Source organism: Sphaerospermopsis sp. FACHB-1194, from assembly GCF_014696235.1.
GTDB lineage: Bacteria > Cyanobacteriota > Cyanobacteriia > Cyanobacteriales > Nostocaceae > Sphaerospermopsis > Sphaerospermopsis kisseleviana.
On the sequence record NZ_JACJPU010000016.1, the window covers coordinates 49,988 to 65,981 of the forward strand.

General features: G+C 34.6%; 14 protein-coding genes and 1 pseudogene. 4 read left to right on the top strand and 11 right to left on the bottom strand.

The window, feature by feature from the left end; all coding sequences use genetic code 11:
* Positions 1-499: 499 nt before the first annotated feature.
* Complete coding sequence (locus H6F45_RS11615) at positions 500-1,459, bottom strand: aldo/keto reductase (RefSeq protein ID WP_190347248.1); 960 nt, start codon at positions 1,457-1,459, stop codon at positions 500-502.
* A gap of 165 nt (positions 1,460-1,624) precedes the next feature.
* Between H6F45_RS11615 and H6F45_RS11620 the strand changes: the two genes are divergently transcribed.
* From H6F45_RS11620 to H6F45_RS11630, 3 genes are all read left to right on the top strand, one after another.
* Entirely contained in the window at positions 1,625-2,218 is a 594-nt protein-coding gene (locus H6F45_RS11620; protein WP_096567621.1) for a DUF1802 family protein, read from the top strand.
* A 1,271-nt stretch (positions 2,219-3,489) separates the two neighbouring features.
* Positions 3,490-4,314, top strand: a complete 825-nt coding sequence (locus tag H6F45_RS11625; RefSeq protein ID WP_190347249.1) for a Uma2 family endonuclease — start codon at positions 3,490-3,492, stop codon at positions 4,312-4,314.
* Between the two features lie 149 nt (positions 4,315-4,463).
* A complete protein-coding gene (locus tag H6F45_RS11630) occupies positions 4,464-5,855 on the top strand; it encodes a malic enzyme-like NAD(P)-binding protein (RefSeq protein ID WP_096567617.1) in 1,392 nt (463 codons plus the stop codon).
* Positions 5,856-5,901: 46 nt separating this feature from the next.
* Here the strand turns inward: H6F45_RS11630 and H6F45_RS11635 are convergent, their stop codons facing one another.
* The 8 genes from H6F45_RS11635 to H6F45_RS11670 all read right to left on the bottom strand — a co-directional run bounded on the left by H6F45_RS11635 (position 5,902) and on the right by H6F45_RS11670 (position 12,797).
* Entirely contained in the window at positions 5,902-6,072 is a 171-nt protein-coding gene (locus H6F45_RS11635; RefSeq protein ID WP_190347250.1) for a hypothetical protein, read from the bottom strand.
* A 58-nt stretch (positions 6,073-6,130) separates the two neighbouring features.
* Positions 6,131-6,988 carry a hypothetical protein gene (locus H6F45_RS26215; RefSeq protein ID WP_199301802.1) on the bottom strand — a complete coding sequence of 286 codons (858 nt, stop codon included), beginning with the start codon at positions 6,986-6,988 and terminating at the stop codon, positions 6,131-6,133.
* A 3-nt stretch (positions 6,989-6,991) separates the two neighbouring features.
* Positions 6,992-8,377 carry a DUF3696 domain-containing protein gene (locus H6F45_RS11645; RefSeq protein WP_190347251.1) on the bottom strand — a complete coding sequence of 462 codons (1,386 nt, stop codon included), beginning with the start codon at positions 8,375-8,377 and terminating at the stop codon, positions 6,992-6,994.
* 2 nt (positions 8,378-8,379) lie between these two features.
* Entirely contained in the window at positions 8,380-9,495 is a 1,116-nt protein-coding gene (locus H6F45_RS11650; protein WP_190347252.1) for a DUF262 domain-containing protein, read from the bottom strand.
* Positions 9,496-9,652: 157 nt separating this feature from the next.
* Positions 9,653-10,399 (bottom strand): creatininase family protein, encoded by a 747-nt coding sequence (locus H6F45_RS11655; RefSeq protein WP_190347253.1) that lies wholly within the window; start codon positions 10,397-10,399, stop codon positions 9,653-9,655.
* A 345-nt stretch (positions 10,400-10,744) separates the two neighbouring features.
* Positions 10,745-11,017 carry a cupin domain-containing protein gene (locus H6F45_RS11660; protein WP_096567613.1) on the bottom strand — a complete coding sequence of 91 codons (273 nt, stop codon included), beginning with the start codon at positions 11,015-11,017 and terminating at the stop codon, positions 10,745-10,747.
* Between the two features lie 22 nt (positions 11,018-11,039).
* Positions 11,040-11,378: a Mo-dependent nitrogenase C-terminal domain-containing protein gene (locus H6F45_RS11665; RefSeq protein ID WP_096567611.1), complete on the bottom strand. Its 339-nt coding sequence runs from the start codon at positions 11,376-11,378 to the stop codon at positions 11,040-11,042.
* A 639-nt stretch (positions 11,379-12,017) separates the two neighbouring features.
* A complete protein-coding gene (locus H6F45_RS11670; protein WP_137667451.1) occupies positions 12,018-12,797 on the bottom strand; it encodes an HAD family hydrolase in 780 nt (259 codons plus the stop codon).
* Positions 12,798-12,912: 115 nt separating this feature from the next.
* Between H6F45_RS11670 and H6F45_RS11675 the strand changes: the two are divergent.
* Positions 12,913-13,761 (top strand): annotated as a pseudogene (locus H6F45_RS11675) (hypothetical protein).
* A gap of 17 nt (positions 13,762-13,778) precedes the next feature.
* On the opposite strand, the gene H6F45_RS11680 reads toward H6F45_RS11675, so the two are convergent.
* Both H6F45_RS11680 and devC read right to left on the bottom strand, forming a co-directional pair.
* Positions 13,779-14,519: a DevA family ABC transporter ATP-binding protein gene (locus tag H6F45_RS11680; protein ID WP_137667452.1), complete on the bottom strand. Its 741-nt coding sequence runs from the start codon at positions 14,517-14,519 to the stop codon at positions 13,779-13,781.
* Between the two features lie 141 nt (positions 14,520-14,660).
* Entirely contained in the window at positions 14,661-15,815 is a 1,155-nt protein-coding gene (gene devC / locus H6F45_RS11685) for an ABC transporter permease DevC (RefSeq protein ID WP_190347254.1), read from the bottom strand.
* Between the last annotated feature and the right edge of the window lie 179 nt (positions 15,816-15,994).

Consider the following 15,994-nt stretch of genomic DNA (forward strand, 5'->3'; position numbering starts at 1 on the left):
AAACCTGATCAGGGTTGACCAGGTTCTAGCGAATTGATTAGTTTCAAATTTTTGGGATTAAGTAAGTGATTGAAATTCAATAACTAGGGGTGGACAATCTCACAAGTTTAGCATTTTCCTGTTTTTCCGCTTAGGGATTTGGCGCAACTATAGATAATAGTCGGAATGCCACTTTAAGTTGTAAATCCTAAAACTTGTTTGGGCTTTTGACGGGGGACACTTATGTCATTGCCCGATGGGGTTGGTTGTTCTTGTTCTGTGTCCTTCTGAACTTATGAATATAATCTAGCATTCTTTTTTTCTGATGCAATGACTTGTTTACGAAAGTTGATGTTTTGTTTCATTTAGCAATATTGGGAGTAGGTGACAGGTGACAGGTGACAGGTAACTGGTGACTGGTGACTGGTGACTGGGTAATCAATTTGATGTTTCCCAATCAACTATCAACTATCAACTATCAACTATCAACTATCAACTATCAACTATCAACTATCAACTATCACCATTCCCACATAATTCCGGTATTGTCGAAATGGCTGGTGACAATGCGGCCAATATTGTCTATTTGGGCTATTTCTTCAGCAGAAAGTTTGACTTCTGCGGCTTTGGCGTTATCTTGTGCTTGTTGGGGATATCTTGCACCAGCGATCGCATTACTTTGGGGTTGGGCTATTAACCAGGCTAATGCTAACTGCGCTAAACTACAATTATGTTTTTCGGCTACTGGTCTAAGTTGCTCTAATGCTTGTTGAGCGCGTTCAAAATTCTCTCCTTGAAATAACTTATTTTGCGATCGGTTATCTTCTGGATCAAATTTATGTCCTGGGGCAAATTTACCAGTTAACAATCCTTGTGCTAAGGGTGAATAAGCCAAAATTGAAATATTATTTTCTACACAATAAGGCATGGCATCGGTTTCTACATTGCGCCAAAAAAGGGAGTAAGCTGGTTGTAAACTATCAATTCTGCCATATTGGGCAGCTTCTGCTAGTTGTTCACGGGAAAAATTAGAAACACCGATGGCGCGAATTTTACCTTGTTCTTTTAAGTGATTTAAGGCACTCATGGTTTCCTCTATGGAAACGATTTCACTTTTAAAAGAACCAGATGGCCAATGAATTTGATAAAGGTCGATATAATCAGTTTGGAGATTTTTCAGGGAACGTTCACAAGCTTCTATCACTTGTTGATATTTGAGATGATTGGAAAAAACTTTAGTAGCATATTCCACGCGATCGCGTACATCGGACAAAGCTTGGGCTACAATCTGTTCAGAATGTCCATCACCATAAATTTCAGCAGTATCTATAGTTGTTATTCCCGCTTCATAAGCAGCGCGAATGGTTTTAATTGAATCTGCATCTTCTATTCCCACCCACATTCTTTTCCCTGCTTGCCAAGTTCCCATTAAAATGGGTGTGATTTTAACGGTGGATGTACCCAGTGTGCGTTTTTCCATAGTTTTGCTGTAATTTTGCTGTAATTTTGCTGTAATTTTGCTCTAATTTCTGACAAAAGGTGATATTGATGAGGAAACCATTAAACTTTTAACCTATTACCTGTAACCTGTCACCTATCACCTATCACCTATCACCTATCACCTATCACCTAATAAAAGACGCTCATGGAACTGACTACCACTTTTCACGCTCTCAAAGAATGGTCCGTAGCTGTAAATGCTTTAGAAAGTGGACAAACAATTATGTTACTACGTAAAGGTGGTATTCATGAACGGGGAGGACGCTTTACTGTTGCATATCCACAGGTTTTACTGCATCCTACTTACGAGCATCAACAATCTTTTATGCTCAAAGCTGAATATGCTGATTTGGTTTATCCCGTTACATCAGGATGGCATCCAGAAACAACTCGCATTGGTAGTTGGGCGGAAATTACGGATATTTTACCTGTAGCGGATGAGTCTATTGTGAGTAAATTATTGCCTTTTCATATTTGGAACGAGTATTTTATTAGCGATCGCCTGAAATGGAAAGCACGTCAACCTTTATATATTCTGTTATTACGAACTTATAAACTACCCCAAGTGCAGTATATTCCTTATTTGCCTGAATATGGTGGTTGTAAATCTTGGATTGATTTAAATCAACAAGTGCGGTTAGAAGGTTCAAAAGCGGTTTTATCAGATGATGTTTATGGTAAGTTAGTTAAGACTATTCGTGGGATTATTGGCGATCATTTGTATGCTACATCTTTATAGGTAGGAGTTAATGATTTACAGGATGTGGTGATTTTGTCTGAATCAGGATTTTCAGGATTTAAGGATTTACAGGATGTGGGAATTTTGAGGATTTTGGATTTTGTCTGAATCAGGATATCCAGGATTAGAGGATTTTTAGGATGTGGGTTTTTAGTGAGAGTTTTGATTTTTAGGATGTGGTGATTTTGAGGATTTTGGATTTTGTCTGAATCAGGATATCCAGGATTAGAGGATTTTTAGGATGTGGGTTTTTAGTGAGAGTTTTGATTTTTGGGATGTGGTGATTTTCAGGATGTGGGTTTTTGTCTGAATCAGGATATCCAGGATTAGAGGATTTACAGGATGTGGGTTTTTTGGTGGGAGTTTTGATTTTTGGGATGTGGTGATTTTGAGGATTTTGGATTTTGTCTGAATCAGGATATCCAGGATTAGAGGATTTACAGGATGTGGTTTTTTAGTGAGAGTTTTGATTTTTATGATGTGGTGATTTTGAGGATTTTGAATTTTGTCTGAATCAGGATATCCAGGATTTTAGGATTTACAGGATGTGGGTTTTTTGGTGGGAGTTTTGATTTTTGGGATGTGGTGATTTTGAGGATTTTGGATTTTGTCTGAATCAGGATATCCAGGATTTTAGGATTTACAGGATGTGGTTTTTTAGTGAGAGTTTTGATTTTTATGATGTGGTGATTTTGAGGATTTTGAATTTTGTCTGAATCAGGATATCCAGGATTTTAGGATTTACAGGATGTGGTTTTTTAGTGAGAGTTTTGATTTTTATGATGTGGTGATTTTGAGGATTTTGAATTTTGTCTGAATCAGGATATCCAGGATTTTAGGATTTACAGGATGTGGTTTTTTAGTGAGAGTTTTGATTTTTATGATGTGGTGATTTCAGGATTTACAGGTTATTTGATTTTGTTAATTTTGTTAATTTTGTTAATTAATTAATATTTAATTTGACCAATTACTAAATTTTGGTATTATAAAAAATATAAATAATTGAGCAGACAAATAAAAACATTAAACACCAACAAACAACTAATAAATCACATCCTGTGCATCCTCAAATCCTGGACATCCTGATTCAGAAAAAATCAAATCTCAACCACCAACAAACAACTAATAAACTAGATCCTGTACATCCTAAAATCCTGAAAATCCTGATTCAGACAAATAAAAATATTAAACAATCAAAAATCATCAATCCAAATTCTGGACATCCTGACTCCTAGTATACAATGAAAATAAATCAACCAGAGGTAATCTAAATGGCAACCCAACTTAGTGAACCAACAACTGCACCGAAAACAGTCCAACAACTGGTAATCACTTGGGAAGCTTTACCCGATGATTTTCAGTTAGAGGATGAACCGGTGGAAAATACAGGACAACCGCTTTTAGCAGGTGCATTACGGGAAAGTTTAGAAATAGCAGGTTTTATCAAACCAGAAATGCTAATAGTTTCTAATTTTGGACTTTGTGCGACAGTTAATGGTGAAATTGTTGTGAAAGCACCAGATTGGTTATATATACCATCCGTGAAAGAAGTTTTACCAGAACGTAGAAGTTATACATCATATTTAGAAGGTGAATTTCCCTTAATAGTCATGGAATTTTTATCTCATAATGATGGTGGAGAATATTCTGTTAAACGGAGTTATCCGCCAGGAAAATGGTTTTTTTATGAACAGGTTTTACAAGTTCCTATATACGTGATTTTTGAACCTGATGCTGGTTTATTAGAATTTTATGAATTAAAAAACGACCGATATCAATTGACATTACCAGATGAAAATGGTCGTCATTGGATTGAAAACATGGGGTTATTTTTAGGAATTTGGCAAGGTGAAAAAGAAGGTAGAAACGGTTATTGGTTAAGGTGGTGGGACAAAAATGGTAATTTGTTACCTTGGGGTTTAGAACAAATTGCTAAAGAAAAAGAAGTTGCAGAACAAGAAAGACAACGTGCGGAACGAGAACGGGAACGTGCAGAACAAGAAAGACAACGTGCAGAACAAGAAAGAGAAGAAAAGGAGAGATTAATAGCTTTTTTAGTTTCCCAAGGTATTGATCCGAATAATTTACCTACTTAAAGATAAAGTAAACATTTGATAGATCCCGGACTTCTTTAAGAAGTCCGGGATCTGAATCTTATACATGAAATGTCATATTTTTTATCAAAGTTGCAATTTTACTAGCAATTCAATATAAAATCTAAGATTCAAAATCTAACTATCGCACCATGACAAATCTCACTCCTAATTCTAGTTTCAGTGTGACACTACGCTTACAAATTCCCAACCGGGTGGGGATGTTAGCATCTGTAACACAGGCGATCGCTTCTAGTGGTGGTAATCTCGGACAAATAGATTTAATTGAACAAAACCGCCAAGAGTCTATCCGTGATATTACTGTAGATGCAGCAAGTACAGAACAAGCGGAAACTATTGTTCAAGCGGTAAAAGAGCTAATTGATATTAAAGTCATAGATGTTTATGACCGGACTTTTAATTTACATCGGGGCGGGAAAATCAGTATTGCTAGTAGAATTCCTTTAAAAAGTGTTTCTGATTTAGCTATGGCCTACACACCAGGAGTAGGAAGAATTTGTAAAGCGATCGCCGAAAACCCAGAGGAAGTTTACCACCTCACCATTAAACAAAACACCGTCGCCATTGTCACCGATGGTAGCGCAGTATTAGGTTTAGGTAATCTTGGTCCTGGTGCTGCTTTACCCGTAATGGAAGGTAAAGCCATGTTATTTAAAGAATTTGCAGGTATAGATGCTTTCCCCATCTGCTTAGATACCCAAGATACAGAAGAAATCATCAAAGCAGTCAAAAATATCGCCCCTGTATTTGGTGGTGTAAATCTTGAAGATATTGCTGCACCCCGTTGTTTTGAAATCGAAAAAAGACTACAAGCAGAATTAGATATACCAATTTTTCATGATGATCAAAATGGTACTGCAATTGTTACCTTAGCTGCTTTACTGAATGCTTTGAAATTAGTACATAAATCAATTGCAAATATCCGCATTGTCATTAATGGTGCTGGTGCAGCGGGGATCGCAGTTGCTCGTTTACTCAGAAAAGCCGGCGCAGAACAAATTTGGATGTGTGATTCTAAAGGCATTATCTCTATTAATCGCACAGATTTGAACGACGAAAAAAGGGAATTTGCAGTTAAAGCACAAGGAACTTTAGCAGGTGCTACCCAAGGTGCAGATGTGTTTATTGGGTTGAGTGGACCTGGAGTTTTAACACCAGAAATGGTACAAGCAATGACAAAGGATGCTATTGTGTTTGCAATGGCCAATCCCATCCCCGAAATTCAACCAGAATTAGTACCTAAAAATGTCGCAGTCATGGCTACTGGCCGTAGTGACTACCCCAATCAAATTAATAACGTTCTGGCTTTTCCTGGTGTATTTCGTGGAGCGTTAGATTGTCGAGCGAAAACAATTACAACTAATATGTGTTTAGAAGCTGCAAATGCGATCGCTTCTTTAGTCAAACCTTCTGATTTAAATCGAGAACATATTATACCTTCCGTGTTTGATGAGCGTGTTTCTACAGCAGTTGCTGCTGCTGTTAAACAAGCTGCACGGGAAGAAGGTATAGCTCAAAGTTAATAAAATGACAAACCCACTTATGTGGGTTTACAATTCTCATATATGTTCACGACAAAACAGCCATGAAATACTCAATTATTACAGGTTTATTAGCTGGAACTTTAACTTTATTTAGTACCATAGCTACAGCCCAATAAACACCATTATGATGTTCTGCAAATGCCCAACAATCCAGCATTAATAAAACATTAAAAGCTGAAAAAGCTCCACCGATCAAAATTTTTATGTGTTTATGTTGGATGAGTATCTTGCTCGTCCCTGGGTAAATTTGCTGACTAAACATCTATAGTTTTATCTGAATCGCTTTTAGAATAATTAATATTTCCATTTAAGTCAGCTTCTCCAAGATGATTTTTACCTGTTTTATCAAAAACCTCTAAATGAGCAGCTTTACCATTATGCAAATTATCTACATACCAATAACGTCCTGTAGTCAATTCACAGTAAATAAATCTTTCTTGACACCTACTCGATGTTTTTCTAAATCTTATGCTATCTCGTAAAATTGTCTGCTCATCCCTTGGAGGTTTTTCGCTATCTGAAGAATATTCTAATTGACTTAAATTTAGCTTATGTTCTAACCAAAATTCCAGTGCTACTTTACTATCTATACCATCTAAACATATCAAATTGATTTCATCATTATTTTTAATAATCGTAATTAAACAAGTATTTTTGATATCAGGATGCGCCATTCTAAAACTAGAATTTGGAAAATTGATTATTAAATATTCACTGTCAGGATTTTGTAATTTTCTTTCTGTAACTTCAGCTAATGAAGTATCACTAACATCTTTATAATTATCATCACTAATTAAACAATCAAATAAATCTTCTGAAAAATGTACTTTTTCTGTACGCCATTCTTGGGGATTTAATTTATTAAAAACTATGTTTTGAAAAGCTACTTTTAAAGATTTATCTTTAAGTAAATTAAGACTCGTAGAAAATGTAGAATCTCTAATTGCCTCATAGATTTTAATTCTATCAATTTCTTCTTTGTAAAGCTTTTTTTCTTGAACTTTTTCATTAATTAACACAAAAATAGCAGTGAACGTTTTCACTGCATCTCGAAATTCTGCTTCGTTAAGATACTGACCCTCTAGAGACACCTCATTAATAAATATTTCCATTTTTCACATCCCGAAAAGTCTTGCAAAATCTTTATCCATTTGGTCAAAAAATCCTTCTGGCCATTCTTCAATTCCCCCATTAGGTTGTACAGGAATTTGTACAACTGGCTGTTCTGGATTTTGTTGAAAATATAATATACTTAATTCTTCATGAGTAATAATATCATCAAGAATAGCAATTCGCAAGGCATTTAAAATATGATCACTATGGGACTCAATAAAAACTTGTACACCACAACTACTAACTTTAGCCAAAAATTTAGCTAGTCGTGATTGTGCTTTTGGGTGTAAATGTGCTTCAGGATTTTCTACTATTAATATTTCTCCTTCCTTAGCAATCAAACCTGAAACAACAATTGGTAAAATATAACTATATCCAAATCCCACATTAGCTGGTCTAAAACGGTCTTTTGATGTGCTAGTATTAAATAAAAGTTCGAGTATATTACTTTGAGAACTGGGAACTTCAACTTTTGCACCATTAAATATTTCGTTAAGCCATTCTTCGGTTTGGGTAGCTAGTGTTTTTGCATCTTCACCTAAACATAGTTTTTCATTAACTAAATCATCTCTTTTTTTATAGAGTAAGTTAACTGTAAATTCACCTTTTGCACCAACGTTAGGAAATTTGTTAATAGTAGATTTTAAATAATATTCTTGAGGTCCTAAACGGTCTGCTGAGATATAATGAATGTGACTAAAGTTTAAAGATTTATGTAACCACTCTAATGCAAGTTTCTGATATATATTACTAATACAATCAGCCATAAGATAATGTTCTTCAGGTATTAAATTATTTATGAGAGTACCTCCGTTATATGAATTTATATTATTATTGTTATCTAAAACGTTAACATCATAATTTAATATAATTTTATTCAAATAACTACTTAAATAAGGTTCATAAACAGAATTTATTTTATATAAATCAATTTTATTAAGATGCTCATCTTGGAAAAAACTTAGTTCCAATTCATCATTGAATTGAATTTTATGAATTTTCCCTACCATATCATCTTCTGAATTTTCATTCAAAAAGTATTTAGCATATCCATTTATTTTAAATTTAGTGTGTTTATTACGATTAACACGATTAACATAAAGAAAAACTAATTTATTGTAACAATATTGAAAAATCATTTTTTCATTTCTTGAATTATTTATATTTCTAATATCATTAAAACTATTTAAATTTACACAGCTACCATTCAACAAAATTTGACCCGTGTTTTCATTATAATCAATAGATTGTCTCATTAACAGCAAAGACTGAAGCAAAGTTGATTTACCACAACCATTAATTCCTGTAAGCAGTGTTAATTGTCCTAATGGAAAAGAAGTTCTTTCTTTAAAGCATTTAAAATTTTCTAATTCAATTTGAGTTAGCATACCTATACATTCCCTAAAATTTCTTGTGCTAGTTTAAATCTAGTAATAACTTTATTTTTACTACTTGTAGCATATCTAACAGCATCAAGATATTCTTGATTTTCTAGCAATTTATCAAAATTATCTTGAATATTTTTTTTATTATCTGCTAGAAATTTATCGTTGTTGATAGAAAAGAAATAAGACACAGATTCAAAAATAGCAATATTTATTCTTCCTCTCCTTTGTGCTGCGGGTAGTCGAAAATTTCTCTTACCAAAAAACTCGAAAGTCAAATTCATAACTCTTTTAAAATCATTTTTTAATAAATCTATCTTTTCATCTGACATCAAATTAAGTTTTTTCATAGCATTTTCTACAAAATCACTTAAATCTCCTTGATATTCTGTTTCATAATCAAAAATTTTAAATGCTAGATAGCGCAAAATAACCTCTCTATCTTTCATTCTTCTGGGAGATACTCCATTATCAATAGCTCGTCTAAAATAGTCGGTTTCTGATAATTCTTTGATTAGTTTAGTAGATTTTCCTGAGAATATACAATTTCTGACTTCTTGACGCTCAAGATTTGTCCCACCTGTATTAATTCTATTAAAGATATCATAAACAACTTTAGCTTGGACAGAAGGTTTAATAAGATATATATTAAGTTTTTTATCTTCTATTCTGGTTTGATAATCACCGGGTAACTCTTTAAGTGCAGAAAAAATATATCCATTCAAATTAGTTAAAGCTTCTAAACCTATTAATTTAAATTCATCATTAATAAATTGATGTAAGGTAGATGTTCTTTGTAACCCATCTACTATAATATATTTACCTTCTACTGTTTGATTAACATACCAAGGAGGTATGGGAAAATTAAGGATAATTGATTCAATAAATTTACTTCTTTTTTCTGGTGTCCAAACTAGATTACGTTGAAATTCAGGATCAACTATCAGTTTTCCATTATCATATTTTCTCATTAACTCGAAAACTGTTTGCGGTTCTTCTCTAATATCAATATCTGCTTTAGTCGGATCATAAGGATATAAACCTCCACTATCACCTCTATCCTCTTCAGCAGTATCTTCATCTTTTTCAATTACATCGCTATCTTCTAATTGAGCATACATACTTTTATACTCCTTGTTATTATCTAAAGTTATTAACAATTTAATTATGACATATTCAAAAAAATTAGTTATTGCTTGCTACTTCTGATAAATTTATGATACAGCAACTTTGATTTATTTTAATATAGAAATGATCCACGAATCATCTCTACAGGATTCATTCCTGATTCAAAAATTCCAAATATCCCTTACTCAACTCCTCAACAGCTACATCATAAAATTGTTTACCATGTTCAGGACTTGCTAAATCAGGATTTGAACCCATACGGCCATCAGGATAACGTAACCGGAAATCAACTGCACCATAAATTTTATGACCACCTGCAACCTCTGGAGATAAAGGAGCTTTTTTAATAGCTTCTGGATAGACATATTGAGTTACAGCAACTTCACTAGGGGTAGCATGAGAACCTTCTTGATCCCCATACAATTCTTTCGCTAGTTTATATACAGAACCACACATAAACCAATTAGCAATTTGACATTGTACTTTTTGGTAGTTTTGAATTTGTAAATCTTCTAAATGTGCGTAGGTTTCAGAAAAAGCAGCTTTTAAAGTAGCAATATTTCCACCATGTCCATTAATAAAATAAAACTTTGTAAAACCAGCTTTTGCTAAACAGGTAATGTAATCTTTGATTACTAAAATTAAAGTGCTAGGACGTAAACTAATCGTACCGGAAAAAGCAGTGTGATGTAATGCCATACCCACATTAATTGTTGGTGCAACCATAGCTTGTGTTGTTTCCCCCACACCACGAGATATAGCTTCTGCACAAATCGCATCAGTTCCAATTAAACCAGTAGGTCCATGTTGTTCAGTTGAACCAATGGGAATAATAATTCCCTGAGATTGTTGTAAATAAGTTTCAACTTCTGTCCAGGTGCTGAGATGTAATAACATTTTGTGTAAATCTTATGTAAATAGGAAAATATAATTATATATCAGTTATTCCTGATTGATGAATATTTTTACAAATGATTTTTAAGCTTTAACTTTTAACTGGTAATTGTAATTGTAATTATTTGGGTAATTATTTGGGAGTCGCAACAAGTGATGAAAATATTGAACAATTGACAACTTGAATTTACAATTTGCAAATTATTGCAACTGGAGTTAATCAAACTCGTTGCGAATCTCCAGACAAGACTTACTCCAAGTAAATGATGAAATGTTTGTTTTGTAAATCGTCAACTATACCAGGAGACAAAGATCATAAATCTTAACTCTTGGTGCAGAAGTGCCGAATTAATTAAAGGAATAATGTTTTTTTACGTCTTTGATAATTTCCCATGTACAAGACATCCCAGCAGTAAATGTTACTAAATCTCCTTTACCCATTTGCACTGGTTGTCCGCCATCAGGGGTAACAACTACATCGCCTTCTAAAAAGTAACAAGTTTCTTCAGAATCATAAGTCCAAGGGAATTTGGAAACTTCTTTTTGCCAAATTGCCCATTTGTATACACCTAACTGATTGAGGCTCTCTTGACTCGGTTGATGCTCGATCTTAATTTCCATTTGTTGTTGTATCTAGGGTGATTTAGCAGTAGGATTGAATATCTTCGCCACATTCATCTACTAAATAACACAATGCGCGAAAACGCAAGCCTACAAATTGTTCGTATAGGGGATTGAGTTTGCACATAGGGGGAATGTGGGCAATTTTGCGACCGAAAAATACAATATCACGTTCAAAGGGACATTGAGCAGGAATCAGTTTAGCGATCAATTTCGCTAGTTGACGATTGTGAAATTCGATTTCATCTAACCATTGACGTATTGGTTGTAGTAAATCAGATTTATGACTTGTTTGTTGGGTTGCTTCGATCTGGCTAATCAAGTTAGGGAAAATGATAGATTGAGAATTTGTGGTGATCATAGTTCTACATCCTGTTGTCTTTAAATTGATAAACTTGATAAACTTCTGCCATTTTGGCTGATGACCATGCAAAATCTTACAGAAATCTGCGTTGCCTTAGTAATTCTAGATCAAAAAATTGCAATTGGAATATCTTACAAGTAATAGGCAGATAAATTCCTTAATTAATTGCTATTTAAACTCACGGTGTGTTGAATAACTGTCCCGTTAAATACAAAATAGCAAAGAAATAATAAAAATGGTATTACCTTAACTTATTAATTACTGATATCGAATATTGTGATCCCATATATCAATCCCAAAAGCTTGGTGGGAAAACTATACAGTGTTGCAAATTGTCACTGTTCTCATCAAAATATAGGTTGAGTGTTGCTATAACGAGCGTCTATCAATATTCAGCAATGACTTTCACTGATTTTAAATCAAATTCTAGCCTAAAAATGTTATATATGTTACATGAGTTAACCTAGATATTATCTAACTAGTAGCAAGAAATTCTTTGATAAGAACAAACTAACAGACTGGTAAAATTAGTTTATAAAACACAAAATATGTTATAATAGGTGTAAAAATTTAGCTATCAGTAATCTGTAAATGGCGTAGCAATTTACTGATTGCTGAATTATTACTATGAATCATCTAACTTTTTGACGTTGACAAGCTTTGCAAAATATAACTAGATAACTCAAAAAATCCTGCTCCTTCAGCCGCATTAGTTACATAAGTAGGTTGATACTGTAACTGATTGGCATATTTCATCACATTTGCCACACCTACAGAAATAGGAAAATAACGACTATCAAATAAACTTTCATCATTGGGACTATCACCTACAGTAACAACTTGTTCTAGTGAATATTCTGGGAAGTATTCGCGTAGCACTTGTAACAGTCCCGCAGATTTATTTTGTGCTTGTGGTTTAATGTGACATTGGACGTTACTATAAGTAAATCCCCAACCCTCAAGTTGACAAAGGTTACTGAGATATTGCAATTCATTTAATGTCAAATCAGCAACATCAAATGTCCAATCAGTGACACGAAACCGATTGTCAGCAGATTCCTGAATTTGCGGAAATTGACTTTGTAATTTGGTAAAAGTTGTAGCTAAGTCCTGACGATGTTGAGCTAAATCAGGAATAGGTGTTAAAGTTAGTGGTTCTAATTTAAGAGATGAATAGAACAAACCCCCATTTTCTGCTAAAGCACCCGCAACTGGCATCAAACTACTGAGTCCACTGACCCAACCAGCTGAACGACCGGTGACAATCAATACCTTAACTCCTGTAGCTGCTAAATTCTCTAAAGCTTGCAACAGTGAGGAGGTGAATTTTCCCTCTTGAGTCAAAGTTCCATCCATATCTGTGGCTACGAGACGTATATTCTTCCACTCATGAGAATTGCTAATGTGTCTGTACATAGAAAAATGACAATCAAGGAATTATGATGTAAAAAAAGATTGATAATACAGTAAAGTGATACCAAATATTTGGGCATCCTAAACATTATCAGTAAAATATTTTAATTTGCTAACCATGCTCAGTACCATCTTTCTAGCCCAGTCTTCAAAAGCTAAAACTATAAAGGCAATTCAATAAGTACCAGCCAATGAGTCTCCAACATCATCCTTATTCATGTATGCCAGTAGAGGACTGCTGTTAGGACTAATCAGTGTAATTATTTATGGACAAGTTTTAATCCATAAATATGAAAAAAGCATCAAATTTGAAAAATTTCGCACGCGAGAACTAGAAAAAAAATTAAAATTGGCTCTGGAAACCATTCGCAACATGGAAACCAACCCGGATTTAGTCCACTCGCGGGACTTTAACCTTGATTATCTGCGAATGCGGATGTCAGAGGAAGTATTTTATTTTGCGATTGTTAATCAAATTAAAATCAAAATCAAAGATAAAATTTCTTTAGCACTGCGCCTAGACCAGTCTCAACAGGGACAAGTAGGAGTTGCCAGCAGCACTGGTAGACAGGTAGACCAGCTTTTTGATGTTGAGTATGAAACTGGTGTACCACCTAATATTGTCAAGCGAGTATTGTTTAGGATTCAAATTCGGTTAATGAAGTTACCAACACAGGCAACTTCTACGACTATTAGCCAAATTATGGACTGTATAGAAACTTATCTGAGTCCTAGAGATGATGACGACTCATGACAGCCAACGATTCAGGGTAGGATTGTCTATATGCACTGGGATCAAAAGGCTAAACCCACACCCCTGCTGGTTTTGGAACAATCCAATGAAGGGGTAAATGTTACTTTCCGTACTACTCGCCAACCAAATGTTGCTGCACCTTCAGAGGGTCCAACAGGAAAGCCAACTGTTCCTCCACCACCAAAAAAAACAACTGGAAAAGCTAAGGCTTGACTCAGTAAACAGTTTAGTTAGTGAGACTCTGAAACTTGCGGACCTACCTTGTGGCTGATAGGTATATTTTGAGCATCACGAGTTAACAGACCATCTTCCATTTCCACGATACGATCAGCTATATCTAGGATGCGGTTATCATGGGTAACTAATAAAATTGCCGTTCCTTGTTCTTTTGCTAGACGCTGCATGATTTCTACCACATCACGTCCTGATTGTTTATCTAATGCTGCCGTTGGTTCATCTGCTAAAACTAATGGAGGTTGATTGACTAAGGCGCGGGCGATCGCTATCCTTTGTTTTTGCCCACCAGATAAATTGTCTGGGTAGTAGTTCATCCTTTCAGCTAACCCCACTGCCCCCAACATAGCTTCTGATTTTTTAATAGCTTGGAATTGAGAAATACCCTCGTTTAATTCCACTGCCATTTGCACATTTTGTCTAGCAGTTAAAAAACCGAGTAAATTGTGAGCTTGGAAAATATAACCTATATTACGCCGACTCTGTACCAATTGACTTTGACTAGAGCCAAATAGTTCCTTACCTAAAAATTTCAGGCTTCCTTCTTGTACAGACCGCAACCCACCAATTAAGCTTAGTAATGTGGTTTTACCTGAACCTGATGGACCAGTCATAATGACAATTTCTCCCGGATATATTTCTAGGTTAATATCAAATAAAATTTGTTTTCTCAGCGCCCCTCGACCATAATAATGGTTGATATTTTTAATGGCAATTACTGGTTCTGAAGTGTTCATCATAGGTGATTGGTAATTGGTGATTGGTGATGCAATGAAAGGATTTTGGATGAAAGGATTTTGGATTGTTTTTGTCATCTCCAATCTAAAATCTAAAATCTAAAATCTAAAATCTAAAATTCTCCTCTCCTGCCTTCCACTTTAGAAAATATCAGCAGGATCAGCGGAGCGTAATTTTCTCATGGCTATTACACCAGAAATAAAACACATTAAAATAGTTAATATTAGTACCATAATAGCCCGATAATAACTCATAAAAACTGGTAAAAGTGTGGCATCTCTAGCAACTCGGTAAAGAAATAAAGCACAAGCAAATCCAGGAATGTATCCTAAAACTGCTAACATAAAAGCTTCTTGCAGAATGACTGTTAATAAATAATTTTGTGTATAACCTATGGCTTTGAGAGTAGCATATTCAGATAAATGATCTGTTACTTCTGTATACAAAATCTGATAAACAATTACAGTTCCCACAATAAAACCCATAATTGTCCCTAAAGTGAAAATAAAACCAATAGCGGTACTCGTTGCCCAATAGTTTCTTTCAAAATCAATAAATTCTTCTTTGGTGAAAACATTCACATCTGTAGGTAAATAAGTCCGCAAATATGCAGCCACTTGGTTGACATCTGAACCAGGTTTTAATCTAATTAACCCGATATCAATTAATCCTCTTTGGCGATTATTAAATATTCGCAAAAAGTTAACATCACTGGTAATTAAATTGCCATCTGCGCCAAAGGATGCTCCTAAAGTAAATAATCCTGCTACTTTAATTCGTCGTCTTCTCACTTCTGCTGTGACATTTTTTCCCTGTTCAAAATCACTAGCAATTGATCCATATTCTACCCTAGAAGAACGGTCAAATAATACCACATCTGGCATTTTCAATTTATTGATATTTTCTTCTACTCCGGGCAAATCAAAAACATTAAATTCTGGGTTGAAGGCAAAAGTTAGGATACTACGAGGGCGACCAGTAATAGGATTTTTCCAAGTGGTATAGTCTAAATAGATCGGATGCACTGATTCCACTGCTGGCACATCTAAAGCTTTATATAATCGCCTTTGGGAAAAAGGTTTCATTGCTAATACAGCATTAGATTGATTGTTAATTACAACAATGTCACCCTTTAAACTGCTGTGCATTCTGACGTTACTGTAATATAGTGCATCCCGAAAACCTAGCTGCATAAACATCAAGATATCAGCAAAGGCAATACCTGATAAAGCCACAGCTAGGCGAGTTTTTTCTCTTGTCAGTTGTAGCCAAGATAGAGGTATTTTTTGAGTCATTTAATTTTGGATTGGAGATGTTGGATTTGGGATTAATTAAATGAATCAATTCCAGGTATTATGGGAATATCCCAAATGTGGAAGTTGATTTTTATCTAATAACAGAAAATTATTCCATGCTGAATTTGGCTGAATTTGATTGAACCGCAAAGACGAGCCAGTGCGTTGGGCGGCTCTGC

Coding starts and splice junctions, on each gene's coding strand:
- H6F45_RS11615 (WP_190347248.1), bottom strand. CDS start 1,459: ATGGAAAAACGCACACTGGGTACATCCACCGTTAAAATCACACCCATT.
- devC (WP_190347254.1), bottom strand. CDS start 15,815: ATGACTCAAAAAATACCTCTATCTTGGCTACAACTGACAAGAGAAAAA.
- H6F45_RS11660 (WP_096567613.1), bottom strand. CDS start 11,017: ATGGAAATTAAGATCGAGCATCAACCGAGTCAAGAGAGCCTCAATCAG.
- H6F45_RS11625 (WP_190347249.1), top strand. CDS start 3,490: ATGGCAACCCAACTTAGTGAACCAACAACTGCACCGAAAACAGTCCAA.
- H6F45_RS11680 (WP_137667452.1), bottom strand. CDS start 14,519: ATGAACACTTCAGAACCAGTAATTGCCATTAAAAATATCAACCATTAT.
- H6F45_RS11655 (WP_190347253.1), bottom strand. CDS start 10,399: ATGTTATTACATCTCAGCACCTGGACAGAAGTTGAAACTTATTTACAA.
- H6F45_RS11670 (WP_137667451.1), bottom strand. CDS start 12,797: ATGTACAGACACATTAGCAATTCTCATGAGTGGAAGAATATACGTCTC.
- H6F45_RS11630 (WP_096567617.1), top strand. CDS start 4,464: ATGACAAATCTCACTCCTAATTCTAGTTTCAGTGTGACACTACGCTTA.
- H6F45_RS26215 (WP_199301802.1), bottom strand. CDS start 6,988: ATGGAAATATTTATTAATGAGGTGTCTCTAGAGGGTCAGTATCTTAAC.
- H6F45_RS11645 (WP_190347251.1), bottom strand. CDS start 8,377: ATGCTAACTCAAATTGAATTAGAAAATTTTAAATGCTTTAAAGAAAGA.
- H6F45_RS11620 (WP_096567621.1), top strand. CDS start 1,625: ATGGAACTGACTACCACTTTTCACGCTCTCAAAGAATGGTCCGTAGCT.
- H6F45_RS11665 (WP_096567611.1), bottom strand. CDS start 11,378: ATGATCACCACAAATTCTCAATCTATCATTTTCCCTAACTTGATTAGC.
- H6F45_RS11650 (WP_190347252.1), bottom strand. CDS start 9,495: ATGTATGCTCAATTAGAAGATAGCGATGTAATTGAAAAAGATGAAGAT.